The sequence below is a fragment of the Nocardioides pacificus genome (genome assembly GCF_054775955.1).
Genome location: NZ_BAAHCI010000006.1, coordinates 1 through 25,966, shown reverse-complemented (window position 1 = coordinate 25,966; position 25,966 = coordinate 1). Strand labels below are relative to the sequence as shown.

The following is a 25,966-nucleotide window of genomic DNA, read 5'->3' as shown; positions in this document are numbered from 1 at the left end:
AGGAGCGCCCCATGGCTCGCCCCCCGCTCCCCATCGGAACATTCGGGAGCATCACGACGCAGCAGGTACGTCCCGGCGTGTACCGCGCGCGAACGCGCTTTAGAGACCTCGACGGCGTCACGCGAGAGATCACGGGGACCGGTCGAAGCGCGGCCGCCGCCGTGCGAGAGCTCAAGACCAAGATCGCCGACCGAAGCGCCCCCTCCGGTGACCTCATCGGCTCTGACATGCGCATCAGCACGGTGGCCGACGTCTGGCTCTCGCTGTATCGGGCTGATCAGCGCTCGGAAGCGACCACCGCGAACGAGTACCAACGCATCATCGACAACGTCATCAACCCTGCCATCGGCAGTATCCGCCTGCGTGAGGCCACCGCTGGACGCCTTGAGCGACTCATCAGGTCCCAGGATTCGCCCAGTCGCCGCAAGAAGACCAAGACGGTCCTCAAGATGATGCTCGACGCCGCGGTGATCGACGACGCGATCCCAGCCAATCCGGTCTCCTCCACATCGCGGCTTCGAGGTCAGAAGAAGGACGTCCAGGCGCTCTCAGTGCAGGATCTCCAGGCCCTCCGCCTGGCCGTGGACGCCTGGATGACCAAGCGACGTCCCGGCCCCAAGCCGAACCAGGACATGCCCGACATCGTCGATCTGCTGCTCGCTACCGGCTGCCGGATCGGAGAGGTCCTCGCGATCCGCTGGTCAGACATCAACTTGGAGAGCGCCCCACCGACGGTGTCCATCAGCGGGACCATCAAGACCGAGACGGGAAAGGGCACCTACCGGAAGGCGAAGCCGAAGTCGGATGCTTCCAAGCGCACCATCGCGCTGCCCCCGTTCGCCGTCGACGTTCTGATCAGGCGCCGCATCGAGCAACCGGCCAATCGCCACGACGCGGTCTTCACCACCCGCAACGGCACCTGGCACCAGGTCGGGAACATCGAGCGGCGCTGGCGCTCGATACGAGCAGAGACCGGCTTCGACTGGGTCACCCCGCACACGTTCCGCAAGACCGTCGCGACCTTGATCGACCGCCTCGTCGACTCAGACACCGCAGCCCGCATCCTTGGGCACTCATCGGATGCGATCACCAAGGAGTTCTACATCGAGAAGGACCGATCAACACCCGACGTGACGCACATCCTTCAGGCCTTCGCCGCCAAGTCCACGACGACCGTTTCCGACGACTCGTCAGCCCCGGACGAAAGCTGATCCCCCCGACACCCGGCAGGGTCGGGATTCACCCGGCAGGGGCCCGAGGCGTCGGCGGTGCTGCGAGCCCCGTCCACGCTTCTGATTGCCCACGCCCAGGTCATCCCCAGGCATCAAAACGGGGCACGAGCGCCAGAGTTAATGGGGAGTAAACGCGGAATAGGGCTCCGTGACTCAAGAATCCAAGAGGCCTCTGACCAGCGTTTCCGCAGGTCAGAGGCCTCTTTTCGGTCGGGCTGACAGGATTTGAACCTGCGACCCCTTGACCCCCAGTCAAGTGCGCTACCAAGCTGCGCTACAGCCCGAACGCTCCGTCCGACACTGTCGGGCGAAGCGGGATGAACACTACCGCAGCCCCGCCCGACGTGTGGAATCGGGTCAGCGCTTGCGCTTCTCGCGCACCCGCTGGGTCAGCACGATGGGCGATCCGGCGAAGCCGAACTCCTCGCGCAAACGGCGCTCGATGAACCGCTCGTACGACGCGTCGAGCTTGCCGCTGGTGAAGAGGATGAACGTCGGCGGGGCCGTGGAGGCCTGGGTGCCGAACATGATCTTCGCCTGCTTGCCGCTGCGCACCGGGTGCGGGTGCTCGGCGACGAGACGGCCGAGGAAGTTGTTGAGCTGCCCGGTGGTGATCCGGGTCTCCCAGCCCTCGATGGCCTTGTCCAGCGCCACGGCGAGCCGGTCGATGTGCCAGCCGGTCCGCGCGGTGATGTTGATCCGCGGGGCCCAACCGACCTGCACCAGGTCGCGCTCGATCTCGCGCTCGAGGTAGTAGCGGCGCTCGTCATCGACGAGGTCCCACTTGTTGAAGGCGATCACTAGCGCCCGGCCGGCCTCGCGGATCGTCTGGATGATGCGCATGTCCTGCTCGGAGATGCTCTGGCTTCCGTCGATGACCAGCACGGCCACCTCGGCCCGGTCGATGGCCGTCGTGGTGCGCAGCGAGGCGTAGTACTCGTGGCCCGACGCCGTCTTGACCCGCTTGCGGATGCCCGCGGTGTCGATGAAGCGCCACGAGCGCCCGGCGAACTGCACCAGCTCGTCGACCGGGTCGACGGTCGTGCCGGAGGCGTCGTCGACAACCACGCGCTCCTCGCCGGCCAGCTTGTTGAGCAAGGAGGACTTGCCGACGTTGGGGCGTCCCACGATCGCGATCCGGCGCGGGCCGCCCGGCGGGTCCCACGACTCGGGGGGCGTCTCGGGCAGGGCGTCGAGGATCGCGTCGAGCAGGTCACCCGAGCCGCGTCCGTGCACCGCGGAGACCGGGTGCGGCTCACCGAGGCCGAGGTTCCACAGGCCGTAGGCCTCGGCCTCGGTCTTCTGGTCGTCGACCTTGTTGGCGGCCAGGATGATCGGCTTCTTGGAGCGGCGCAGGATCTTGACGACCGCCTCGTCATGGTCGGTGATGCCCACGGTGGCGTCGACGACGAAGAGCACGGCGTCGGCCAGGCCGATCGCGATCTCGGCCTGGGCGGCGATGCGCTCGGCCAGGCCCTCGGCGTCGGGGTTCCAGCCGCCGGTGTCGACGACCGTGAAGGCGCGGCCGTTCCAGTTGGCGTCGTAGGAGACCCGGTCGCGGGTCACGCCCGGGCGGTCCTCCACGACCGCCTCGCGGCGGCCGATGATGCGGTTCACCAGCGTCGACTTGCCGACGTTGGGACGTCCGACGACGGCGAGCACCGGCACCGGCCCCAGCGACGTCTCCTCGCCGGAGTCCGGCGTCGTGGCGTCGGGGGACGCGTCGTACTCAGTCATCTTGCTCCTTGCTCGACGACACCGGTCTGCGGGTCGTCCTCGATTTCTCCTGGGGGCAGTGGACCTGGCAGGTCCTGCCCCGTCAGCGCACGGGCCGCGTGGAGATGGGCCAGCATGTGCTCCCTGAGCAACAGCGACACCTCCCCCACTTGTTCCCGTGTGCGGGGCCACGGCTGCGCCGCGACCCGGTACGGCGCGCCGTACACGACGTCGATGGCCCCACCGCGGCGCGGCAGGGCGTTGGCTCCGGCCCCGGGCTCCCGGGTGCCGAGGAAGGCGACGGGGACGACCGGCGCCCCCGTGATCAGCGCGAGGTAGGCCGCCCCGCGGTGGAAACGCTCCAGGTTCCCCGGGCCGCGCCGCCCCTCGGGGAAGATGCCGGCGACTCCCCCGTCACGCAGCACCCGCACGCATGTGCGCACGGCAGCGACGTCCACGGAGAAGCGGTCCAGCGGCACCTGGCCGCTCGCCCGGAAGAAGCCCCCGGCCCGGCCGTGGAACATCTCGATCTTCGTCAGCACGTGCACCGGCCTCGGCGTCAGCGCCGCCAGCAGCGGGCCGTCGACGACGCCGATGTGGTTGGCGGCCACGATCACCGGACCGCGGCGCGGCAGGTGCTCCAGTCCGTGGACCCGGGTCCGGTAGAGCCGGCGCACCAGGAACTCCGCGACCGGCCGTCCCCCGCGCAGCAGCCACAGAGGTGGGTGTCGGGTGTCCGTGGTGCGGGGAAGGTCCGCGTGCGGGGCCCCGCCGCGGGTCGCCCGCGTGCGACGTGCCGTCACGCTCGTGCCTCGACCGCCTCCACGAGCGCGACCACCTGGGCGATGACCTGCTCGAGGGAGTACGCCGTGGTGTCGATGTGGGCGGCTCCGTCGGCCTGGATGAGCGGGGCGACGGCCCGGCCGGAGTCGATCTTGTCGCGCGCGAGCAGCGAGGCCTGGGTGGCGGCCACGTCGGTGCCACCCTCCTCGGCAGCGCGGCGGGCGGCCCGGGCACCGGGGTCGGCGGTGAGGAAGACCTTCACCTGGGCGTCCGGGGCGACGACCGAGCCGATGTCGCGGCCCTCGACGACGATGCCCCCGGCGCCGATCGCCTCGCGCTGCAGCTCCAGCAGTCGGGTGCGGACCTCGGGGACCGCGCTGACCGGGCTGACGGCGGCGTTGACCTCGTCGGAGCGGATCGCGGTGCCCACGTCGACGCCGTCGACCAGGATCGACGGCGCGACCGGGTCGGTGCCGGAGCGGATGTCGGGCTGGTCGACCAGCGCGGCGACCGCGGCCGGGTCGTGGACGTCGACGCCCATCCGGATCATCCACCACGTCATCGCCCGGAACATCGCACCGGTGTCGAGGTAGCGCAGTCCCAGCTGGCTGGCCGCACCCCGCGAGGTGCTCGACTTGCCCGATCCCGAGGGGCCGTCGATCGCGACGACCACGCCGGTGCGGGAGTCCGCGGGGGTGCTGCTCACTGCGACTGCTCCTTCGATGGGGGTACGCGCCCTGGATGAGGGCGCGCGCAGCCCGCAGCCTACCGCTGAGTGACCCAGCCCCGTGCTTCGAGAGAGCCGATCAGGCGCTCCGCCTGAGCCTCGTCGACCACCAGCTCCACGAGCCCGACCGGGCGGCCCGGGTCGTGGTCGATGTGCACGTCCTCGATGTTGACGCCGCTCGAGCCGGCGTCGGCGAAGAGCCGCGCGAGCTCGCCGGCCGCGTCGGGCACCGACACGAACACCGCCTGCATCGGCCGGGCGGGCCCGCCGTGCTTGCCGGGGATCGCCTGGGTGCCGGCCACGCCGCGTGCCAGCAGCGCCCCGAGGGCGTCACGCTGGCCGGACTCGACCGCGCTCATCAGCGCGTCCAGCTCACCGCGCACCTCTCCCAGCAGCGACAGCAGCGCCTCGGCGTTGCCGGACACGATCTGCTGCCACAGGCCGGGGTCTCCCCCGGCCACCCGGGTCACGTCGCGCACTCCCTGCCCCGACAGCGCGAGGTGCTCGGCCGGCGCGTCGGCCAGCCGTCCGGCGACCAGCGAGGCCAGCAGGTGCGGCAGGTGGGACGTCCGCGCGACCGCCCGGTCGTGCTCTTCGGGCGTCAGGTGCACCGGGACGGCGCCGCACAGGCGCGCCAGCGCCTCCACGAGCGCGACGGCGGCCGGGTCGGCCGTCTCGTGGGGCGTGATCGCCCAGGGGCGCCCGTCGAACAGCGCGGCGGAGGCGGCCAGCGGCCCGGACCGCTCGCTGCCCGCCATCGGGTGGCCGCCGACGTAGCGCGCGACCCGCCCCGCCTCCGCGTCCCGCCGTACGACACGCAGCGGCGCGCTCTTGATGCTGCCGACGTCGGTCACCACCGCGCCCTCGTCGGCCAGGCTCGCCACTATCGCCGCACCGAGATGGTCGGGCGGCACGGCCACCACGACCAGCTGCACCGGGGTCATCGGGTCGTCGGCCCGACCGGCGCCGAGCCCGGAGGCGGTGCGCACGTGCTCGGGAGAGATGTCGGAGAGCAGGACGTCGAGGCCGGCGCGGCGGCAGGCCAGGGCGATCGAGGTCCCGAGCAGCCCGACGCCGATGACGCGGACGGGACCGACCAGGGCCCCCTGCTCGGGGGCCTGCTCCTGGGTCACGACTGCTCCTCGTCCGGCTTCGCTGGGGTGGACCGGGCGACCGGTCGCCGGACAAGGCTATCGAGAGCCGCTCGGGCTCTCTCCTCCGGATCGACCCTCAGTCCACGTTCCCGTCGCAGGGCCCGGCCTTGCTGAGCCGGTCACGGTGGAGGACGAGCTGCAGGCCGTGCTCGGGATCCCAGTCGCACTCGCACTCCACCAGGACATGGATCATGGCTCCGTCATCGCCCAGCATCACCTGGAACTCGTCGCCGATCTGCACGTGGTCCCACACCTGCTCAGGACCGGGGATGTCGGGCAGGTCGTGGCCGCAGCCCTGCTCACGAGCCTGGTCGGCGACCTCGCGGTAGTAGGCGAACACCTCGGCCCGGCCGTCCTCCAGAACGCTCCGACGAGCGGTCAGGAAGTCGGCCACGGCCTCGTGCACCGCGGCCGCCCCGCCCTCGGTCTCGAAGTCCCAGGTCAGCACCAGCTGGCCTGTCGCGCCCCCGAGCGCACCTGCCTCGACAGGCTCGCTGTAGTACGCACCTACAGCTGTGCGCTGTCCAGCAGCGCCCCCAGCTCCTCACGAGTCAGGTCGCGCAGCTTGCCGGGCGCGAGGTTCTGCATCCGCACCGGTCCGATCGCCGTCCGCGTCAGCTTCCGCACCGGGTGCCCCACCTGCTCGAGCATCCGCCGCACGATCCGGTTGCGGCCCTCGTGGATCACGATCTCGACGATCGTGCGCCCCTTGGCGTCGCCCTGGCCGTGCTGGATCAGCTTGGCCCGCGACACCGTCACCGGCCCGTCCTCGAGCCGCACGCCGCGCCGCAGACCGTCCAGCGTCTCCTTGGCGACGACGCCCTCGACCTCGGCGACGTAGGTCTTGTTCACCTCGTACGACGGGTGCGCCATCCGGTGGGCGAAGTCGCCGTCGTTGGTGAGCAGGATCAGCCCGGAGGTGTCGGTGTCGAGCCGGCCGACGTGGAAGAGCCGCTCGGGCCGGTCCTCGACGAGGTCCTGCAGCGTCCGGCGCCCCTCGGGGTCCGACATCGTCGACACGACGCCTCGTGGCTTGTTGAGCACGAGGTAGACGTGGGGCGAGATCGGTGGCAGCCGCTGGCCGGAGACCCGCACCACCGCGGTGCGCGGGTCGACCTTGGTGCCGAGGCGGGTGACGACCTCGCCGTCGACCTCCACCTCGCCCTCGAGCATCAGCTCCTCGCACTTGCGGCGCGAGGCGATGCCCGACTGGGCCAGCAGCTTCTGCAGCCGGATCAGGCCCTCGTCATCAGTCTCGATCACGGCGTGGTGGTCCCTTCGTCGGTGTCCGGCAGCGGCGCCACCGGATGGGTCACGGGCGGCTCCGCCGCGACAGGCCCGCCCGCGAGCGCGGCCAGGTCGTCCTCCATGTCGTCCATGGAGGGCAGGTACGGCGCGAGCTCGGGAAGCTCGTCGAGCGAGCTGATCCCGATCCGCTCCAGGAAGTAGTTGCTCGTGCGGTAGAGGTGGGCGCCGGTCTCGGCGTCCTGGCCGGCCTCCTCGACGAGCCCGCGGGTGAGCAGGGTCCGCATGACACCGTCGACGTTGACGCCGCGGATCGCCGACACCCGGGCGCGGGAGACGGGCTGCTTGTAGGCGACCACGGCCAGCGTCTCGAGCGCCGCCTGGGTGAGGCGCGCCGACTGACCCTCGAGCACGAACGCCTCGACCACGCCGGCGTACTCCTCGCGGGTGTAGAACCGCCAGCCGCCGGCGACGTGGCGCAGCTCGAAGCCGCGTCCCTGCTCGTCGTACTCCCGGGCCAGGTCGCTCAGCGCCTGGTCGACCTCGCCCGCCGGGTAGCCGACCGCGGTGGCCAGCACCATCCGGTCCAGCGGCTGGTCGGCCACCATCAGGATCGCCTCGAGCGCGGGGCGCAGGTCGGCGCGCGGCACGCTCTCGGACGTCATCGCCGCAGCGTCGTCAGTCATCGGTCCCCTCCTCGTCGCCGGCCCCGGCGGACTCGCCGTCGAACTCGTCGCTGATCTCGATCTCGTCGGCGTCACCGCCCGTCCAGCGCACCGTGAGCGCCCCCAGCGGCGTGATCTGCTCGAAGGCGATCACGCCCTCGCGGAAGAGCTCCAGCAGCGACAGGAAGCGGGCCACCGTCGTCGCGGTGTCGGGCGAGTCGCCGCACAGGGCACGGAAGGTCATCGTGCCCGAGCGCCGCAGGCGGTCCACCACCAGGGTGGCCTGCTCCTTGACGCTGACCCTCGGGGCGTGGATGTGCGTCAGCGACACCTCGACCACCGGCTTGGGCGCCAGCGCCTTCGCGGCCAGTGCCGCGAACTGCTCCAGGCCGATGCCGATCAGCACCTCGGGCAGCAGCGTGGCGAAGCGCTCCTCCAGCCCGACCGCCCGCGGGTGGCGCCGCGACTCGTCGGCGAGGCGGCGCGCCATCACCGCGGCGACCTGCTTGAAGGCCTTGTACTGCAGCAGCCGGGCGAAGAGCAGGTCGCGCGCCTCGAGCAGCGCCAGATCCTCCTCGTCCTCGACGTCGCCCTGGGGCAGCAGCCGGGCAGCCTTGAGGTCGAGCAGCGTCGAGGCGACCAGCAGGAACGACGTGGTCTGCTCGAGGTCCCAGACCGGACCGCCGGCCTTGACGTGGGCGATGAACTCGTCGGTCACCTTGGACAGCGAGACCTCGGTGATGTCGAGCTTGTGCTTGGCGATCAGGCTCAGCAGCAGGTCGAAGGGGCCCTCGAAGTTCGTCAGCCGTACGGCGAAGCCGGGCTCCGCAACCGGCTGCTGGGTCACTGGCTGCTGGGCCACCGGCTGCTCGGCCACGGGGCTCGTCACTCCTCGCTCAGGCGACGCACAAGGAGACTGTCGGCGCCCTCCGCCTCGAGGTCCGAGAGCGCCAGCGCGATGGCGGCGCGCACCAGCCGGCCGCGGTCCACGGCCAGCCCGTGCCGGCTGCGCAGGGCGAGCCGGGCGTGCTCGAGGTCCATTAGCTCGTCGGAGGTGACGTAGACGGTCATCTTCTCGTCGTGGCGCACCCGTCCGCTGGGCTTGCGGGGCGTGGGCGCCGGCTCAGCCTCCGGCTCAGCGGGCGCCGGAGCCGCGGGGGCCGCCTCCTCGGTCTGCGCCGGGGCGGTCGGTCGGAAGAGGTCGTCGGCGGACGGAAGGCTCACGCGCCGGGACAACGCGCCAGCACCTCCTTGGCCAGGTCGCGGTAGGACTGCGCCCCCGCCGACGCCGTAGCGTACGACGTGATCGGCTCGCCGGCGACGGTGGAGTCGGAGAACTTCACCGTGCGGCGGATGACGGTGTGGAAGACCTTGTCCCCCCACGCCTGGACGAGCCGGTCCATGACCTCGCGCCCGTGCAGGGTGCGCCCGTCGAACATCGTGCCGAGCACGCCGTCGATCTCGAGCTTGGGGTTGAGCCGCTCCTGGACCTTGTCGATCGTGGTCTTGAGCAGCGCGACACCGCGCAGCGCGAAGTACTCGCACTCCAGCGGCACGATCACCCCGTCGGAGGCGGTGAGCGCGTTGACGGTGAGCAGGCCGAGCGAGGGCTGGCAGTCGATGAGGATGATGTCGTACTGCGACAGGGCCGGCGCCAGGACGCGCTGCAGGCTCTGCTCGCGGGCGACCTCGTGCACCAGCTGCACCTCGGCGGCGGACAGGTCGATGTTGGAGGGCAGCAGGTCCATCCCGGGCACGCCGGAGGGCACCACGACGTCGTCGACGGTGACGTCGCGCTCCATCAGCAGGTTGTAGACGCTGAGGTCCATCTCGTGGGGGTTGAGTCCGAGCCCGACCGACAGCGAGCCCTGCGGGTCGAAGTCGACCAGCAGCACCTTGCGGCCGTACTCCGCCAGCGCCGCCCCGAGGTTGATCGTCGTGGTGGTCTTGCCGACCCCGCCCTTCTGGTTGCACAGGGCGATCACCCGGGCGTTGCCGGTGCTGGTGCGCGGCCCCGGCTCCGGGATGTTCGGGAGCGGTCGCCCGGTGGGCCCGAGGACCGCCGACGCGGCGGGGCTCTGGAACGGCAGGTGTTCACTCACGCGGTGCTCAGCTCCTGAGGAGGTCGTCGGGTCGGCCATGGTTCCTTGATCGTAATTGTCGACTCAGCGACACCGCGGGTGGCATGCCCGCGACTCTAGGACCGGGTGATCCGCCCCACAACCTCGGGTGTCCCCCAGCAGGACCTCACAACTGGCCCTACAGCCGGCCCTACAGCTGGCGCAGCCCGGTCGCGAACACGATCGCCTCGCCGGCCTCGTCCGAGGCGTCCAGGTCGACGGTCGCCTCGAGCACCCAGTCGTGGTGGCCCTCCGGGTCGTCGAGGACCTGGCGGACCTTCCACACCCGCACCGGCGTCTCGTCGTCGGTCCCCGGTGCCGGGGCGTGCCCCGGCTCCACCTGGAACAGCTGCGGGCCGCGGGCCTGGGCGTCGATCCCGATGGTGTCGTGCTCGGCGTAGTAGGCCTCGAGGGCCTCGTCCCAGGCGCTCCGGGTCACCTGCAGCTCGCGCGGCGGGTCGAAGCGGTCGGCGACCGCACGCTCCCCCTTGGTGAGCGCGTCCAGGTCGTCGCGGGCGGCCAGCACGACGCGGTGGAAGACCGCGTTGCGCACCATCACCCGGAACGCCCGCTCCTGCTGGGTGATCGGCCGCGACGAGCCCGGAGCGGTCTGGTCCAGTGCGTGCGCGACCGCGTCGCGCACGGCGTTGGGGTCGGCGTCCGGGGCGCTGAGCGCCTCCCACTCGTCGAGCAGCGAGGAGTCGGTCTGGCGCACGGTCTCCCCCAGCCACTCGATCAGGTCCTCGAGCTCCGGCGTGCGGTGCGCGTCGGGGACGGTGTGGTTGAGCGTGCGGTAGGCGTCGGTGAGGTAGCGCAGCACCAGCCCCTCGGAGCGCGCCAGCTCGTAGCGCTTCACGAAGTCGGTGAAGCCCATCCCCTGCTCGTACATCTCGCGCACGATCGTCTTGGGGCCGAGTGCGTCCTCGCGCAGCCACGGGTGGCCCTGGCGGTAGAGCTCGTAGGCCGCGCCCAGGAGCTCGGCGAGCGGCTGCGGCCAGGTGATCTTGTCCAGCAGCGCCATCCGCTCGTCGTACTCCAGGCCGTCGGCCTTCATCTCCGCGACCGCCTCGCCGCGGGCGGCGTGCTGCTGGGCCATCAGGATCTGGCGCGGCGCCTCGAGGACCGACTCGACGACCGAGACGATGTCGAGGGTGTAGGTCTCCGACTCGGGGTCGAGGATCTCCATCGCCGCCAGCGCGAAGTGCGCCAGCGGCTGGTTGAGCGCGAAGTCCATCGGCAGGTCCATCGTCAGCACGTAGCGCCGGCCGAACTCGTCGGGCTCGTCGAGCCGCGTGAGCACCCCGGAGCGGACCAGACTGCGGGCCAGGCGCAGTGCCCGGCGACTGAGCCGCAGCTGCTGGCGACGCTCCTCGTGGTTGTCCTGCAGCAGCCGCCGGAAGACCGGGAAGGCGTCCTCCTCGCGGGCCACGACGTTGAGCAGCATCGCGTTGTCGACCTTCATCCGCGACACCAGCAGCTCCGGCGAGCCGTTGACGAGCTTGTCGAAGGTCTGCTCGGTCCACACCACTGTGCCCTCGGGGGGCTTCTTCAGCTGCGGCTTGGACTTCTTCTTCGGGTTGGCGGCGTTCTTGGCCTCGGACTTCTTGCGGGCCTTCTCGTTCTCGATGGTGTGCTCGGGCGCCTGGACGACGACGTACCCGGCGGCGTCGAAGCCGGCCCGTCCGGCCCGCCCGGCGATCTGGTGGAACTCCCGCGAGCGCAGGATCCGCTGGCGGGTGCCGTCGAACTTCGCCAGCCCGGTGAAGAGCACCGTGCGGATCGGGACGTTGATGCCGACCCCGAGGGTGTCGGTGCCGCAAATGACCTTGAGCAGGCCGAGCTGGGCCAGCTGCTCGACGAGCCGGCGATACTTCGGCAGCATCCCGGCGTGGTGCACGCCGATCCCCTGGCGCAGCAGCTTGGACAGCGTCTTGCCGAAGCCGGCCCCGAAGCGGAAGGTCGCGATCCGCTCCGCGATCTGGTCCTTCTCCTCCCGGGTCGCGATCGGGGTGCCCAGCAGCGTCCGGGCATGGTCGATGGCATTGGCCTGGGTGAAGTGCACGACGTAGACCGGCGCCTGGTGGGTGGTCACCAGCTCCTCGACGGTCTCGGGCAGCGGCGTCATCGCCCACCGGAAGCTCAGCGGCACCGGGCGCTCGGCGTCGTCGACCACCGAGGTCTCGCGGCCGTTGCGACGCGTGAGGTCGTCGACGAACCCGGAGACGTCACCGAGCGTCGCCGACATCAGCAGGAACTGCGCCTGCGGCAGCTCCAGCAGCGGCACCTGCCAGGCCCAGCCGCGGTCGGGCTCGGAGTAGAAGTGGAACTCGTCCATGATCACGAGCCCGACGTCGGCACGGCGCCCCTCGCGCAGCGCGATGTTGGCCAGCACCTCGGCGGTGCAGCAGATGATCGGGGCGTCTGAGTTCACCGCGGCGTCCCCGGTGAGCATGCCGACGTTCTCGGCCCCGAAGACCTCGCACAGGGCGAAGAACTTCTCGCTCACCAGCGCCTTGATCGGCGCGGTGTAGAAGCTCACCCGGTCGGTCGCGTACGCCGCGAAGTGCGCCGCGGTCGCCACCAGCGACTTCCCGGAGCCTGTGGGCGTCGCGAGGATGACGTTGTTGCCGCTGAGCAGCTCGATGACCGCCTCGTCCTGGTGGGGGTACGGCGCGGTGCCCCCGGCCGTCGCCCACGCGGAGAACACGTCGTACAGCCGGTCGGCGTCGGCGTCCTTGATCGCCGGGGCCAGCTTGTCGAGGCGTCTCTCCCCCGTCACGAGCGAGCCCTCGGATGGGCCACGGCAAAGACCTCGCGCAAGTTGTCCACGGTCACCAGTGTGTACACCTGGGTCGTGGTCACCGACGCGTGCCCCAGGAGTTCCTGTACGACGCGCACGTCGGCGCCCCCGTCGAGCAGGTGCGTGGCGAAGGAGTGGCGCAGCGTGTGGGGCGAGACGTCGACCTCAACGCCGGCGCGCTCGGCCGCCTTCGCGAGCACCGCCCATGCGCTCTGGCGCGACAGCCGTCCCCCGCGCACGTTGAGGAACAGGGCCGGGGTCCCCTTCCCTGCGGAGACGAGCTCGGGGCGCGCGCGGACCAGGTAGGCCTCGACGGCCTCCCGTGCGAACGACCCCACCGGCACCAGCCGCTCCTTGCCACCCTTGCCGCGCAGCAGCACCGTCCCGTCGACGGGGTCGAGGTCGTCGACGTCGAGCCCGACCGCCTCCGAGATCCGCGCCCCGGTGCCGTAGAGCACCTCGAGCAGGGCCCGGTCGCGCAGCGACAGCGTGGTCCCCGGAGCCCCCGCCGCCTCGAGGATCGCCTCGACGTCGCGCAGCGGGAGCGCCTTCGGGAGCCGCTTGGCCGGCGTCGGCGGCTTCACCGCGCTGGCCGGGTCGACGGCGGCGAGCCCGTCGTGGACCGCGAACCTGTGGAACCCCCGCACCGCCACGACCGTGCGCGCCGCCGAGCTCGCCGACAGCGGCGGGTGATCGGCGTCCCCCTCGCGCAGCCGGACGAGGAACGCCGAGACCGTGGCCTCGGTGATCGCGTCCAGCTCCTCGACACCCGCCTCGGCGAGGAAGCCGAGGTAGCGGCGCAGGTCGCGTCGGTACGACGACAGCGTGTTGGCCGCCAGCCCCCGCTCCACGCCGAGGTGGTCGAGGTAGGTGCGGACGGCGCGGCCCAGCGGGCTCGGCCGGGAGGACTCGCTCAGTGGAGCACACCGTCCAACGGGACGGCCTCGAGGCCGTGGGCCTCGCCCACCGGCGCGTTGGTCAGCTGACCGGCGTGCGTGTTCAGCCCCAGCGCCAGGCTGCGGTCGTCGCGACAGGCCTGCTGCCAGCCCTTGTCCGCCAGCGCGACGACGTAGGGCAGCGTCACGTTGGTCAGTGCGTACGTCGAGGTGTGCGGCACGGCGCCGGGCATGTTGCCGACGCAGTAGAAGATCGAGTCGTGGACCCGGTAGGTCGGGTCGTCGTGGGTGGTGACGCGGGAGTCCTCGAAGCAGCCGCCCTGGTCGATCGAGATGTCGACGAGCACCGAGCCGGGCTTCATCCGCGACACGAGCTCGTTGGAGACCAACGTCGGTGCCTTGGCGCCGGGGACCAGCACGGCGCCGATCACCAGGTCGGCGTCGAGCACGGCCCGCTCGACCTCGTAGGCGTTGGAGGCCACCGTCTGCAGGTGGCCCTGGTAGATCCGGTCGGCCGCCCGCAGCTTGGAGATGTCCTTGTCCATCAAGAGCACCTCGGCCTGCATGCCGAGCGCGATCGCGGCGGCGTTCATGCCGGAAACGCCGGCGCCGATCACGACGACCTTCCCGGCATAGACGCCGGGGGCGCCGCCGAGGAGCACACCGCGCCCGCCGCCGGCGCGCATCAGGTGGTAGGCGCCGGCCTGCGGCGCCAGCCGTCCCGCCACCTCCGACATCGGCGCGAGCAGCGGCAGCGCCCGGTCCTCGGTCTGCACGGTCTCGTAGGCGATGGCGGTGACGCGCCGGGCGAGCAGCTCCTCGGTGAGCGGCTTGATGGCGGCCAGGTGGAGGTAGGTGAAGAGCAGCTGGTCCTCGCGCATCAGCGCGTACTCGGAGGCGATCGGCTCCTTGACCTTGAGCACCATGTCCGCCGAGCCCCAGACCTCCTCGGCGGAGTCCAGCGTCTTGGCGCCCGCCGCGACGAACTCCTCGTCGGGGATCGACGAGCCGAGCCCCGCCCCCGCCTGGACCACGACCTCGTGGCCGTGGACGGTGAGCTCGTGCACGCCGGCCGGGGTGATCGCTACGCGGTACTCGTGGTTCTTGACTTCCTTCGGGACGCCGACCTTCACCTGTGCTCCTTGACGTGAGAATCGCCACGTCGTTGTGGCGACGGCGCGACATTACTCCCCCCAGGGGCGGCTCAGGCGTTCAGCCGCGGCGCTTCGCGTCGTACATCAGCACGGCGACGGCGACCGGCGAGTCCGTCACCCGACCGTCGAGGACGGCCGCCCGGAGCTCGTCGAACGGCGCCCAGAACGTCACCATCTCCGCCTCCTCGTGCTCGAGCTCGAAATCGCCCCGGTCGGCGTGGCTCAGCCCGGTCGCGACGTAGTAGTGCACCTGCTCCGAGGAGATCCCCGGGGAGGCGTACGTCGTGGCGAGGTGGCTCCAGTGCTCGGCCTGCAGCGAGGCCTCCTCACGCAGCTCGCGGCGCGCGACGTCGAGCGGGTCCTCGTCCTCGCCGTCGATCAGCCCGGCCGGGAGCTCCACGAACTCCCGACGCGCGGCGTGACGGTACTGGCGCAGGCACAGGACGCGGTCCTGCTCGTCGATCGCGAGGATCACCACGGCACCGGGGTGCTCGACCACCAGCCGCCGGAACGGCTCGTGGTCCTCGTGCCCGGGTCGGTGGATGAAGTCCTCACGCAGGGCGACGACCCACCCGTCGCGGTGCAGGTCGTTGCTCCGCGACACCGGCCACGAGGTCGGCGTGTCCGCCAGGGGGTCGGTTCCCATCTCAGGCCTCGTCGAGGGCCGGAGCCCGCAGGCCCTCCTCGTCGATCGGGAAGCGCAGCTCGCGCTGGCGCTCGATGGCAGCGCCCACCAGTCCGGCGAACAGCGGGTGCGGACGCGTCGGGCGGGAGCGGTACTCCGGGTGGGCCTGGGTGGCGACGTAGTAGGGGTGCACCTCGCGGGGCAGCTCCACGAACTCGACCAGGTTGTTGTCGGGCGACGTCCCGGAGAACACCAGCCCGGCCTGCTCCAGCTGGTCGCGGTAGCCGTTGTTGACCTCGTAGCGGTGCCGGTGGCGCTCCTCGATCAGGGCCTCGCCCCCGTAGACCTCGCGCACGACCGACCCCTCCTTGAGAGCGGCCGGGTAGAGGCCCAGACGCATGGTGCCGCCCAGGTCTCCGGCCCCCTCGACGTACTCCTTCTGCTCGGCCATCGTCGCGATGACCGGCTCGGGGCACTCGGGGTCGAACTCGGTGGACGCGGCCTGCTCGAGACCGGCCATCGAGCGGGCGTACTCGATCACCATGCACTGCAGCCCCAGGCACAGGCCCAACGTCGGGATGCCGTGGGTGCGCGCATAGGTGAGCGCGCCGAGCTTGCCCTCGATGCCGCGGATGCCGAAGCCGCCGGGCACGCAGATCGCGTCGACGTCACCCAGCATGCGTGCGGCGCCTGCGGGCGTGGCGCACTCGTCGGAGGGGATCCACTGCAGCTTGACCTTCGCCTCGTGGGCGAAGCCTCCGGCGCGCAGCGCCTCAGCGACGGAGAGGTAGGCGTCGGGGAGGTCGATGTACTTGCCTACCAGCGCGACGGTGACCTCCTCCTTCGGGTGGTGCACCCGACGCAGCAGGTCGTCCCAGACCGTCCAATCGACGTCGCGGAAGGGCAGGTCGAGGCGGCGCACGAGGTAGGCGTCGAGGCCCTCGCGGTGCAGCACCTTGGGGATGTCGTAGATCGACGGGGCGTCGGCGCAGGTGATGACCGCCTCCTCGTCGACGTCGCACATCAGAGAGATCTTGCCCTTGATGCTGGCCGGGATCTCCCGGTCTGCGCGGCAGACGATCGCGTCGGGCTGGATGCCGATCGAGCGCAGCGCTGCGACGGAGTGCTGGGTGGGCTTGGTCTTCAGCTCGCCCGAGGGACCGATGAACGGCACCAGCGAGACGTGGATGAAGAAGCAGTTGTCGCGGCCCACGTCGTGGCGGACCTGGCGGGCGGCCTCGAGGAACGGCAGCGACTCGATGTCGCCGACGGTGCCACCGACCTCGGTGATGACGACGTCGACGTCGTCACCGCCCATCGCGCGGATCCGGTCCTTGATCTCGTTGGTGATGTGCGGGATCACCTGGACCGTGTCGCCGAGGTAGTCCCCGCGGCGCTCCTTGGCGATGACCGCCGAATAGACCTGGCCGGTCGTGACATTGGCGATCTGGTTGAGATCGGTGTCGAGGAATCGTTCGTAGTGCCCGATGTCCAGGTCGGTCTCGGCCCCGTCGTTGGTGACGAAGACCTCCCCGTGCTGGAACGGGTTCATCGTGCCCGGGTCCACGTTCAGGTAAGGATCGAGCTTCTGCATCGTCACGCGGAGACCGCGGGACTTCAGCAGAGCACCCAGGCTGGAGGCAGTGAGCCCCTTGCCGAGGGAGGAGGCGACTCCTCCGGTCACGAAAACGTGCTTGGTCGGCGTCGCGTTCTTCACGGAGTTGCAGCCTACCGGAGAGGGACGGCTCCGTCCGAACCCGACGCTCCGAAGGAGCCCGCACTTCGTCCGAGAACCCGGATCAGCGCCTGGACCGTGGTCACCTGACCCAGCGGTCGCTCGACGCTGTCGACAGTCGCGATCTGGGCGGCGACCTCGTCCTCGCGCAGCCGCCCCAGCTGGCCCTCGGCCCCCGAGTCGGTCGTGCCGACCACGACGACGCCGGCCGCCGCCGCGCGCAGCCCGCGGCTGATCCCGGCCAGGATCGCGTCGCTGCCCGCCCAGTCGCTGTCTGCCCAGTCGCTGTCTGTCTGGTCCCCCTCCTCGCCGGCCGGCTCGTCTCCGAGCACGACCAGCACCAGCGGGGCCCGCTGGGCGGCGTCGGCGGAGGGCTTCACCAGGCCGGCGCCGGCGAGGCTCTCGAGGATCTCGCGCCCGGTCGCGTCGACGGGCTCGCCCTCGACGCTCTTGGTGGCGATGCCACGGCCCAGGAGCTCCCCGATGCGCTCGTACGTCGTGGCGTCCGGGGCTGCCGCGTCGGCGCCGGCCTGGGTGACCAGCTGGCTCCCCAGGGTGTCGACCAGCGACTTCTCACTGGTGTCCAGCATCGTCTCCTGCAGCGTGTGCACGCCGACCATCCGGCCCTTGGCTGCAGCGATCTGGGCGGTCAGCGCGTCCACCACCTCGGTGTCGGCGCCGGGCAGCGTCACGATGGCGACGTCCCGCGCCGCCAGGCCGTCGCCGTACACCGCGGGTGCCACCGTGGTGGCGAAGGTGTCGGCGTAGGAGACCGCGCTGGTGGCGTCGGCGGCGCGCTCGCGGGCCGAGACGGCCTTGCGGTCGGCCTCGTCCCCGGCTCCCCTGCCCACCTCCGAGAGCGGGCCGCCGCCGAGGACGACGCCGATCGCGAGGGCCAGGAAGACCGAGACGAGCGTGACGAGATGGTGGCGGAACGAGATCACGAGATGCGTCCTTGCAGATAGTCGAAGAGGTCCTGGAGACCCTCGGTAGCGTCGGTGGTCCACTCCTGGCCCACGGGCGTGACGCCGATGGCGGCGGCGAGGGCCACGAGCCCGGCCAGGAGGACGGCGAAGACGTGTCGGGGCCGCACCCGGCCGGAGTAGAGGGCGGGGACCGCCTCGGCGTCCACGAGTCGAGGCCCGACCTTGAGCCGGGTGAGGTAGGTGCTCGCCAGACCGGCGCGCTGCCGGTCGAGGAACTCCGCGAGAGTCGCGTGCATGCCGACGCCGACGATCAGGCTGGCGTGGCCGGCATCGGCCAGGATCAGTCCGGCGTCCTCCGACGTCGCCCCGGACTCGAAGCGCACCGGACGGACGCCGAGACGCTCCAGCTGCTCGCTGGAATCGCGCCCTGCTCCCCGGGCCACCCGGACGACGACGTCCTTGGCCTGACGCAGCGCCTTGGCCGACGGCGCGTCGTCCTCGTCGGCGTCTCCGCTGACCACCACGACGTCCGGCCGGTGCCCGGCCTCCAGCAGGGCGTCGGCCCCGCGGTCGACACCGATCAGGACCGGACGCTGCTCGCGGATGTAGGTGCGGATGCCGGCGAGCTCGGCGCGGTACTCGTGACCGGCGACGACCACGACGACCGGGCGGCCCTCGATCCTCGTCGCCAGCCGCGGCACGCCCTCACCGTGCAGGAGCAGGTCCTGCTCACGACGCAGGAACGCGGTGCTGTTGTGGGTGAAGCTCTCGAGCTGGGTCCCGAGCCCGGCTCGGGCGCTCTCCATCTCCTCGCGCACGACCTGGGCGTCGACGACGCGCCCCTGAGCCACCTGAAGGTCCCCGACGTGGACCGAGCCCTCGTCGATGCGGACGCTGCTGCCGTCGCGCACCGCGGCGTAGCCGTCGGCGCCGATGCCGTCGACGACGTGGAGACCGGCGTCGACGAGGACCTGGGGGCCGAGGTTGGGGTACCGCCCCGAGATCATCGGGGAGGCGTTGAGCACGGCGACCACACCGGCGTCGACCAGGCCCTGGGCGGTGGCCCGGTCCATGTCGAGGTGGTCGAGGACAGCGACGTCACCGGGCCGCACGCGCGAGATCAGGATCCGGGTGCGCCTCTCGGCGCGAGCGGTCCCGACGATCCCGGGGAGAGCGGCAGGGGTGCGTGGTCGTACGGAGAACTTCATGACCGCGCCATCTTCTCAACCGGACGGAGGCCCTTCTCGCAACCGCGGCGACCGGGCGAGTCGCTCGACTTCAGCCCAGAGCGCGGGCCGGCTGCGCGCTCTCGAGCAGCTCGCGGGCGTGTGCCAGCGCGGTGTCGGAGTCGTCCATCCCGGCCAGCATCCGGGAGAGCTCACGCTGCCGGTCCTCGGGGCCCAGGACGGTCAGGCCGGAGGTGGTGACGGTCCCGTCGCTGGACTTCTCGACGACCACGTGCCGGTCGGCGTACGCCGCGACCTGGGGCAGGTGCGTGACCACGAGGACCTGCGCCGTCCGCGCCAGCTGGGCCAGCCGACGCCCGATCTCCACGGCCGCCTTGCCGCCCACGCCGGCGTCGACCTCGTCGAAGACGAAGGTCGGGACCGGACTGGTCCCGGCCAGCGACACCTCGAGCGCGAGCATCACGCGAGACAGCTCACCGCCCGAGGCGCCCTTGGCCAGAGGCCGCGCGTCGGCGCCGGAGTTGGCGGCGAGGAGCAGCTCGACCTCGTCGACGCCGGACGCGGTGAAGCGCAGCCACCGCTTGCCCACCTTCAGCGGCGCGCCAGCTGCAGGCGAGGCGGCGGGTCCATCGGCTGCGGGGGGCTCCTGCTCGCTCTGACGCACCGCGATCTCGATGCGTGCGTGCGGCATCGCCAGACGGGTCAGCTCCGCGGTCACCTCGTCCGCGAGACGCCCGGCGGCGGAGGTCCGGGCGGCCGAGAGGTCCCGGGCTGCGTCCGCGAGGTCGCTGCGCAGACTCGCCTGCCGCGCGCGCAGTCCCTCGATCTGCTCGTCGGTCGAGTCGAGCTCGAGCAGCCGCTCGGCCGCGGTCCGGCTCCACTCGAGGACCTCGTCGATGCTCTCGCCGTACTTGCGCGTCAGGGCGGTCAGCGCAGCCCGCCGCTCGGACACCGTCGCCAGGCGCACCGGGTCGCTCTCGACACGCGCGGCGTAGGAGGCCACGTCCGCGGCCACGTCGGAGAGCAGGTAGCTGACCTCGGCGAGGCGGTCGGCCAGCTCGGCGGCCTCGCCGTCGTGCTCGCGGACCCCTTCCAGGAGGGTGCGCGCCATCGACGTCGCTCCGAGGGCGTCCGGGGATCCGGACTCGCTGGAGAGCGCCTCGCGCGCCTGCTCCGCCGCGGTGCGCAGCGTGTCGGCGAAGCCCAGGCGCGTCTCCTCCGCGGCGAGTGCGGTGTCCTCGCCCGGCTCCGGCTCGACGGCCTCGATCTCGCCCAGTCCGAAGCGCAGCAGGTCGGCCTCGCGGGCCCGCTCGCGGGCCGTGGCCACGACCTCGTCGAGCTCGCGCTCGGTGGTGAGCAGCTCAGCGTGCAGCCGGCCGTAGCGCTCGGCCAGGCCGGCGATCTCGGCGCCGCCGAACCGGTCCAGAGCGGTGCGTTGAGCCGAGGCTCGCAGCAGGCGGTGCTGGTCGGACTGCCCGTGCACCGCCACCAGGGGCTCGGCGACCTCGGCGAGCGTGGCGGCCGGGACGGAGGCGCCCCCGACGAAGGCGCGTGAGCGTCCCTCGGCCGAGATGTTGCGAGCCAGCACGACGCGGTCGTCCTCGACCTCGCCGCCGGCCTCCTCCACCCGGGCGGCGAACTCCGGCAGGGCGTCGGCGCGGACGACCCCCTCCACGCGTGCGGAGCGCGCACCCGAGCGCACGGCGCCGCTGTCGGCGCGTCCGCCCAGCAGGAGGGTCAGGGCGGTGACGATCATGGTCTTGCCTGCGCCGGTCTCACCGCTGATGACGGTGAGACCGGGGCCGAGCTCGAGAGTGGAGGACTCGATCACCCCCAGCGAGCTGATCCGGATCTCCTCAAGCACGCTGGTCCCCGTTCTCGCGGCGCCGTCGCTCCGCCGCCCCCCGCCACCCTTCGACGGAGAGGTCGAACTTCGCCACCAGGCGGTCGGTGAACGGCGCCTGATGCAGGCGCACCAGGCGCACCGGGCGTACGCCGCGGCGGACCTCGATGCGGGCGCCGGGCGGAAGGTCCACGGTCCGTCTGCCGTCGCACCACAGGACTCCCCCGCCGCCGGTCCGATCCAGGACCTCGACCGCGAGCACCGACGTGGGTGCGACGACCATCGGTCGGGCGAAGAGCGCGTGGGCGCTGATCGGGACCATCAGCAGCGCCTCGACTCCGGGCCACACGACCGGGCCGCCGGCGCTGAAGTTGTAGGCGGTCGACCCGGTCGGGGTGGCACAGACCACGCCGTCGCAGCCCCAGCGGGAGAGGGGGCGACCGTCGATCTCGACGACGACCTCGAGCATCCGCTCGCGCGCGGCCTTCTCGACGCTGGCCTCGTTGAGGGCCCATGTCTGCGCCACGAGCTCCTTGTCGTGGTAGACGAGGACGTCGAGGGTCATCCGGTCCTCGGCGGTGTAGCGGCGGTTCACGATCGCATCGATCGTGGACTCCACGTCGTCGGACTCCGCCTCGGCCAGGAAGCCGACGTGTCCGAGGTTCACCCCGAGCACGGGCGTGCCGCTGGCGTGCGTCATCTCGGAGGCACGCAGGATGGTCCCGTCGCCACCGATGACCACGACGAGCTCGCACCCCTCGACCGGGTCCCCGTCCTCCTCCGCCGCCACCTCGACCAGCGGGTCGCTCGTCGGGCCGGTCATCGGGTCGACGGGGCCGAAGCCGAGGTCGGGCGCCTCATGAGCGAGCAGCCGGACTCTGATCCCGTGCCCGACGAGGGACTTGCAGAACGCGCGCGCCACCTCCCGCGCCTCCTCGCGCCCGGTGTGGGCGAGCAGGAGGACACGGCGGTCGGAAGAAGCGGGCGGGGTCACGTCTCCACCCTCTCACCCGACACCCCGAGTGACCGTGAGCGCTGCACCTCGGCCGCGATCTCGTCGCCACCGATGGCCGCGTCTCCTCGTCGCAGCCACAAGAAGAACTCCACGTTCCCCGACGGACCCGGGAGGGGGCTCGTGGTGACCGCCCGTGCACCCCACCCTCGCCGGGCGGCACTCTCGGCGATCGCCGTCACGGCCTCTGCGCGCAGATCCAGGTCGCGCACGACGCCTCCCTTGCCGACGCGGTCCTTGCCGACCTCGAACTGGGGCTTCACCATCAGGGCCAGGTCGCCGTCGGGCCGAGTGGCGCCGATGAGGGCGTCCAGGACCAGCTCGAGGGAGATGAACGAGAGATCACCCACGACGAGGTCGACGGGACCGCCGATCGTCTCGACGCTCAGGTCGCGGATGTTGGTCCGGTCGTGCACGTGCACCCGGTCGTCCTGCTGCAGTCGCCAGGCGAGCTGGCCGTAACCGACGTCGACGGCCACGACCTCGGCCGCGCCGAGGCGGAGCAGCACGTCGGTGAAGCCCCCGGTGGAGGCGCCGGCGTCGAGGCATCGGCGCCCGCGCACCTCCAGGCCGTGCGCCGCGAAGGCCGACAGCGCACCGGCGAGCTTGTGCCCGCCCCGCGAGACGTAGTCGGGCCGGTCGGGGTCGTCGACCACGACGATGGCCGCGTCCGTGGTGACGCCCGTCGCGGGCTTGCTGGCGACGGCGCCCCCCACCTTGACGCGGCGGGCGGCCACGAGCTCGCTCGCGTGCTCGCGGGAACGCGCGAGGCCGCGCCGGACGAGCTCGGCATCCAGCCTGAGACGACGTGGAGGCACGCTCCTCAGCTCCCGGCCTGAGAGTCCGGGCGCATCGCCGCGTGCGGGCGCGTGTCGAGCGAGCGGCGCAGCTGCTCATGGGCAGCCTCGTAGACGCCGACGTGCTCCTCCAACGACAGCTCGTCGAGACGGGTGAGGGAGTCGAGGACGGCATCGACTGCGGTGAGCCCGGTCCGACCGGCGCTCTCGTGGGACTCGCTCATGCGCTGAGGCTATCGGTCGACGGCTCGTCGGCCGTGGCCGGCGGGACGAGCCGCGACGTGTCGACGACCACCCCCGTCTCATCGAGGTGGCGCCAGCCGGCGACGGCCACGGTCTGCCACCACGCCGAGCGATCGCCACCACCGTCGACGACCAGGTGACCCGCCTCGACCCGGGCGGACCAGCCCTGGGATCGCACCTCGCCGGGCGTCACATCCGGTGCCGGGTGCGTCTCCAGCAAACCCTCGAGGCCGGGCGAGAGGTAGGTCGGACGGACCTCCGGTGTGGCGGCCACCAGCTCAGGCAGCCCGGTGACCCCGGTCAGCACCAGGAGCGAATCGATCCCGGCCGCGGTGGCGCCCTCGATGTCGGTGTCCAGGCGATCCCCCACCATCAACGGGCGTGCGGCCCCCAAGCGTCGTACGGTCTCGTCGAGCAACGGCCGCTGCGGCTTGCCGGCCACGACCGGGGACACCTGGGTGAACTCCTGGAGCATCCTCACGAGGACGCCGTGGCCGGGGGCCAGGCCGGCCGCGGTCGGGAACGTCAGGTCGGTGTTGCTGGCCACCCACGGCAGGCCGCCCCGGATCGCGACGGCCGCCTCCATGATCTGGTGCCACCGCACGTCGGGCCCGAAGCCCGTGACGACCGCATCGGGCTCGTCGGAGACGCTGACGACCGGCTCGAGTCCGACGGCCCTCAGGGACTCTCCCAGTCCGTCCCCACCCACGAGCAGCACCCGGGCTCCTGACCCGAACCGCTCCACCAGGACCCGGGCGGCGGCCTGAGCAGACGTGACGACGTCCTCGGCCTCCGCAGGGATGCCCAGCTCCTCGAGGTGGGTCGCGACGGCCGCGGGTGGCCGGGAGGCGTTGTTGGTGATGAAGGCCAGCCGCATGCCGGCCGCACGCGCGCGCTCGAGATGCGCCGCCGCCCCTGGCACGGCGTCACGGCCGACGTAGACGACGCCGTCCAGGTCCAGCATGGCGAGGTCGTAGTCGACGGTGAGTGCCTCCGCTGACGAGCCGAGCAGGGACATGCCGCTCCTTCCGGGGTTGGTGCCGCGCAATACGATGCTTCGATGGAGTCGAGCAGCGTGGTGAGCCCGCCGTTCGTGGCGACTCCGCTGCGTCTGTACCCCTTCCGCGCGCTGATGTTGAACCAGGGCCGAATCGGGGAGCCGGCGGCCGCGCGCGCCTTCGCGCGACCCTATCGCGGTGTGACCGAACGTCTGAAGCGCTGGGAGGAGGAGGGTCGGCTGCACCACGACCCGTCCCCTGCCCTCTATCTCCATGAGTACACGGCAGGTGGGTTGACCATCCGAGGTCTGGTGGGCGCCGTCGGCCTCTCTCACCGCGAAGGCAGCGGCACCGAGCGCGCGATCGCGCCCCACGAGGGGATCCACCCCGAACAGGTCGCCGAGCTCGCGGAGCGCATGTATGAGATGGAGCTGAACCCGGCCCCCATCCTGCTGGTCCACCGTGGGCCTCTGGCCGTCAGGAACGTGATGCGTCGGGTCAGGACCAGCCGTCCCCCCGACCACGCCTTCACCGATCGCGCCGAGCAGCAGCACCGGATCTGGGCGATCCGCGATGGTGGCACCCTCGAGACCATCTCCTCCGCACTCGCCCGCTCCCACGCGCTGATCGCAGACGGCCATCACCGGTACGCCGCCTACCTGGCCCTGCAGGAACGACACCCGGGCACCCCCTGGGATCGCGGGCTCGCCATGCTCGTCGATCAGGACGAGAGCCCCCTGTTCCTCGGCCCGATTCACCGTCATCTGGGCGGCGTGAGCTTCGACGACCTCACCCGCGCCACCCGCGACGCCGGCTTCGACCTCGTCAGCTGCGCGGAGGGCGCTGCTGTCACTGCGCTGTGCCCCGACACCCTCGTCGTCACCGACGGTGAACGGTGGGGCTCGCTCCTCCTCGGGGCCGAGACCAGCCCGCAACGCGGCGCCGTGGAAGTCTTCCATCAGAAGGTGCTCGCGGCGCTGCCCGGCTCGGGTGCGAGCGTCGGCTATCACCACTCCGTCGAGCAGGCGCTCGCCAAGACGGCTGCCGACAAGGGCCTTGCCATCCTGATGCCGGCCCCGGACTTCGACCTCGTGAGCGAGATCGTCGCGCATCACCGGCTCCTGCCCGAGAAGGCCACGTCGTTCCAGCCGAAGCCCAGCGTGGGCGTCCTCATGAGGTCGGTGCGCGACGAAGTCGCCGGGCGGTGACCACCTCCACCTCGACGCGGGAGGCAGCCCCTGCGCCTGTCCGGAAGAAGCGACGACGCACAGGTCCTGTCACCTCCACGACGTCCCCGGCGGACCAGCCGGCCACTGATCGCCGCGCGCGCCCGCTCCACGCCGCGCAGTCGAGTGTGTCCACCGCCGGGCCGCGCGCCTGACCTGACCTCGTGACCGGCCGGGGCACGATCACCCGGAAGGTCCACAGCTCGTCCCCGCTCGGCAGCTCGCGCCGCTCGGGCACCTGGGAGACGCGCCCGATCAGGCGCACCTCGTTGAATCCTGCCGCGGCCTCGACCGCGGCTTCCTGTGTCGACATCCTCGTCACCTCCGCGTCCAGAATGGCCGGCGTCAGGGCTGGACGGGGGCAGGCAGCGGTCCCTGTGGAGAGGGCACGTCAGCGGCGGGGCTGTGGACGACTGGTGGGTCTCGACGTCGGTTGCTGCGCAACCTGCTCGACCAACGAAAACCGGGCTTCGGTACGCGACCTGCACGACCCACGAAAAACAGGGGCTCGGTGGTCGAGCAGGTCGCGCTAGCGACCGACGTCGAGACCCCGAAATGCAGAAGAGGCCACCACCAGCAACCTAATGCTGGTGATGACCTCTACCGAAGTGTTGTCCGGCGGCGTCCTACTCTCCCACAACCTCTCGATTGCAGTACCATCGGCGCTGTGGGGCTTAACTTCCGGGTTCGGAATGGGACCGGGTGTTTCCCCCACGCTATGGCCGCCGTAACTCTGGCGAACCCACCCACCAACACCGAATAAAACGGGCGTGGTGGTGCGTGTTCAAATCTATGGGCACTATTCACATATATCCGAGTGAATGCACAGTGGTTGTTGTTTCAAAACCGCACAGTGGACGCGTAACATCATTGGAGTAAGAC

24 protein-coding genes, 1 tRNA gene, 1 rRNA gene and 1 pseudogene are annotated in these 25,966 nt (G+C 71.4%); 2 read left to right on the top strand and 25 right to left on the bottom strand.

Annotation, left to right across the window (positions count from 1 at the left end):
* Positions 1-11 precede the first annotated feature (11 nt).
* Positions 12-1,211 carry a tyrosine-type recombinase/integrase gene (locus tag ACYU7L_RS11815; protein WP_460796732.1) on the top strand — a complete coding sequence of 400 codons (1,200 nt, stop codon included), beginning with the start codon at positions 12-14 and terminating at the stop codon, positions 1,209-1,211.
* A 231-nt stretch (positions 1,212-1,442) separates the two neighbouring features.
* Here the strand turns inward: ACYU7L_RS11815 and ACYU7L_RS11810 are convergent.
* The 23 genes and pseudogenes from ACYU7L_RS11810 to ACYU7L_RS11700 form a co-directional block, all read right to left on the bottom strand.
* Positions 1,443-1,516 (bottom strand) — tRNA-Pro (locus tag ACYU7L_RS11810).
* Positions 1,517-1,589: 73 nt separating this feature from the next.
* Positions 1,590-2,969 (bottom strand): ribosome biogenesis GTPase Der, encoded by a 1,380-nt coding sequence (der, locus tag ACYU7L_RS11805; protein ID WP_460796730.1) that lies wholly within the window; start codon positions 2,967-2,969, stop codon positions 1,590-1,592.
* Positions 2,966-3,751, bottom strand: a complete 786-nt coding sequence (locus ACYU7L_RS11800) for a lysophospholipid acyltransferase family protein (RefSeq protein ID WP_460796728.1) — start codon at positions 3,749-3,751, stop codon at positions 2,966-2,968. The genes der and ACYU7L_RS11800 overlap by 4 nt, the downstream gene beginning before the upstream one ends.
* Positions 3,748-4,437: a (d)CMP kinase gene (gene cmk / locus ACYU7L_RS11795; protein WP_460796724.1), complete on the bottom strand. Its 690-nt coding sequence runs from the start codon at positions 4,435-4,437 to the stop codon at positions 3,748-3,750. The genes ACYU7L_RS11800 and cmk overlap by 4 nt, the downstream gene beginning before the upstream one ends.
* Positions 4,438-4,496: 59 nt before the next feature.
* Positions 4,497-5,591: a prephenate dehydrogenase gene (locus tag ACYU7L_RS11790; protein ID WP_460796721.1), complete on the bottom strand. Its 1,095-nt coding sequence runs from the start codon at positions 5,589-5,591 to the stop codon at positions 4,497-4,499.
* Positions 5,592-5,688: 97 nt separating this feature from the next.
* Positions 5,689-6,096: pseudogene (locus ACYU7L_RS11785) on the bottom strand (DUF6985 domain-containing protein); the annotation flags it as partial.
* A gap of 23 nt (positions 6,097-6,119) precedes the next feature.
* Complete coding sequence (locus ACYU7L_RS11780) at positions 6,120-6,875, bottom strand: pseudouridine synthase (protein ID WP_460796717.1); 756 nt, start codon at positions 6,873-6,875, stop codon at positions 6,120-6,122.
* On the bottom strand, positions 6,872-7,543 hold the full coding sequence (gene scpB, locus ACYU7L_RS11775) for an SMC-Scp complex subunit ScpB (RefSeq protein WP_460796715.1): 672 nt from the start codon (positions 7,541-7,543) through the stop codon (positions 6,872-6,874). The genes ACYU7L_RS11780 and scpB overlap by 4 nt, the downstream gene beginning before the upstream one ends.
* Positions 7,536-8,399, bottom strand: coding sequence for a segregation and condensation protein A (locus ACYU7L_RS11770; RefSeq protein ID WP_460796712.1), 864 nt, complete (start codon positions 8,397-8,399; stop codon positions 7,536-7,538). The genes scpB and ACYU7L_RS11770 overlap by 8 nt, the downstream gene beginning before the upstream one ends.
* 8 nt (positions 8,400-8,407) lie before the next feature.
* A complete protein-coding gene (locus ACYU7L_RS11765) occupies positions 8,408-8,746 on the bottom strand; it encodes a hypothetical protein (RefSeq protein ID WP_460796710.1) in 339 nt (112 codons plus the stop codon).
* Positions 8,743-9,663, bottom strand: a complete 921-nt coding sequence (locus tag ACYU7L_RS11760; protein ID WP_460796707.1) for a ParA family protein — start codon at positions 9,661-9,663, stop codon at positions 8,743-8,745. Before ACYU7L_RS11760 ends, ACYU7L_RS11765 begins: the two co-directional genes overlap by 4 nt.
* Positions 9,664-9,793: 130 nt before the next feature.
* Positions 9,794-12,421, bottom strand: coding sequence for a DEAD/DEAH box helicase (locus ACYU7L_RS11755; protein ID WP_460796705.1), 2,628 nt, complete (start codon positions 12,419-12,421; stop codon positions 9,794-9,796).
* Positions 12,418-13,332 (bottom strand): site-specific tyrosine recombinase XerD, encoded by a 915-nt coding sequence (xerD, locus tag ACYU7L_RS11750; protein WP_460796876.1) that lies wholly within the window; start codon positions 13,330-13,332, stop codon positions 12,418-12,420. The genes ACYU7L_RS11755 and xerD overlap by 4 nt, the downstream gene beginning before the upstream one ends.
* A gap of 23 nt (positions 13,333-13,355) precedes the next feature.
* Positions 13,356-14,471, bottom strand: a complete 1,116-nt coding sequence (ald, locus tag ACYU7L_RS11745) for an alanine dehydrogenase (RefSeq protein ID WP_460796703.1) — start codon at positions 14,469-14,471, stop codon at positions 13,356-13,358.
* A 79-nt stretch (positions 14,472-14,550) separates the two neighbouring features.
* Positions 14,551-15,138, bottom strand: coding sequence for an NUDIX domain-containing protein (locus ACYU7L_RS11740; protein WP_460796700.1), 588 nt, complete (start codon positions 15,136-15,138; stop codon positions 14,551-14,553).
* 1 nt (position 15,139) lies between these two features.
* Positions 15,140-16,834 (bottom strand): CTP synthase, encoded by a 1,695-nt coding sequence (locus ACYU7L_RS11735; RefSeq protein ID WP_460796697.1) that lies wholly within the window; start codon positions 16,832-16,834, stop codon positions 15,140-15,142.
* An 11-nt stretch (positions 16,835-16,845) separates the two neighbouring features.
* Positions 16,846-17,796 carry a copper transporter gene (locus ACYU7L_RS11730; protein ID WP_460796692.1) on the bottom strand — a complete coding sequence of 317 codons (951 nt, stop codon included), beginning with the start codon at positions 17,794-17,796 and terminating at the stop codon, positions 16,846-16,848.
* Positions 17,793-18,986 carry a putative cytokinetic ring protein SteA gene (steA, locus tag ACYU7L_RS11725; RefSeq protein ID WP_460796689.1) on the bottom strand — a complete coding sequence of 398 codons (1,194 nt, stop codon included), beginning with the start codon at positions 18,984-18,986 and terminating at the stop codon, positions 17,793-17,795. The genes ACYU7L_RS11730 and steA overlap by 4 nt, the downstream gene beginning before the upstream one ends.
* A gap of 70 nt (positions 18,987-19,056) precedes the next feature.
* Positions 19,057-20,829, bottom strand: a complete 1,773-nt coding sequence (recN, locus tag ACYU7L_RS11720) for a DNA repair protein RecN (RefSeq protein ID WP_460796687.1) — start codon at positions 20,827-20,829, stop codon at positions 19,057-19,059.
* Positions 20,822-21,802, bottom strand: coding sequence for an NAD kinase (locus ACYU7L_RS11715; protein ID WP_460796684.1), 981 nt, complete (start codon positions 21,800-21,802; stop codon positions 20,822-20,824). The genes recN and ACYU7L_RS11715 overlap by 8 nt, the downstream gene beginning before the upstream one ends.
* Positions 21,799-22,638: a TlyA family RNA methyltransferase gene (locus tag ACYU7L_RS11710; RefSeq protein WP_460796682.1), complete on the bottom strand. Its 840-nt coding sequence runs from the start codon at positions 22,636-22,638 to the stop codon at positions 21,799-21,801. The genes ACYU7L_RS11715 and ACYU7L_RS11710 overlap by 4 nt, the downstream gene beginning before the upstream one ends.
* Before the next feature lie 5 nt (positions 22,639-22,643).
* Positions 22,644-22,841 carry a hypothetical protein gene (locus tag ACYU7L_RS11705; protein ID WP_460796680.1) on the bottom strand — a complete coding sequence of 66 codons (198 nt, stop codon included), beginning with the start codon at positions 22,839-22,841 and terminating at the stop codon, positions 22,644-22,646.
* On the bottom strand, positions 22,838-23,878 hold the full coding sequence (locus tag ACYU7L_RS11700; RefSeq protein WP_460796677.1) for an HAD-IIA family hydrolase: 1,041 nt from the start codon (positions 23,876-23,878) through the stop codon (positions 22,838-22,840). The genes ACYU7L_RS11705 and ACYU7L_RS11700 overlap by 4 nt, the downstream gene beginning before the upstream one ends.
* A gap of 42 nt (positions 23,879-23,920) precedes the next feature.
* On the opposite strand from ACYU7L_RS11700, the gene ACYU7L_RS11695 reads away from it, so the two are divergent.
* Positions 23,921-25,066 (top strand): DUF1015 domain-containing protein, encoded by a 1,146-nt coding sequence (locus tag ACYU7L_RS11695; RefSeq protein WP_460796675.1) that lies wholly within the window; start codon positions 23,921-23,923, stop codon positions 25,064-25,066.
* On the opposite strand, the gene ACYU7L_RS11690 is transcribed toward ACYU7L_RS11695, so the two are convergent.
* Positions 25,029-25,397, bottom strand: coding sequence for a single-stranded DNA-binding protein (locus tag ACYU7L_RS11690; protein ID WP_460796672.1), 369 nt, complete (start codon positions 25,395-25,397; stop codon positions 25,029-25,031). The two genes, ACYU7L_RS11695 and ACYU7L_RS11690, sit on opposite strands and share 38 nt — an antisense overlap.
* A 300-nt stretch (positions 25,398-25,697) precedes the next feature.
* A 5S ribosomal RNA gene (gene rrf / locus ACYU7L_RS11685) occupies positions 25,698-25,814 on the bottom strand.
* Positions 25,815-25,966 lie beyond the last annotated feature (152 nt).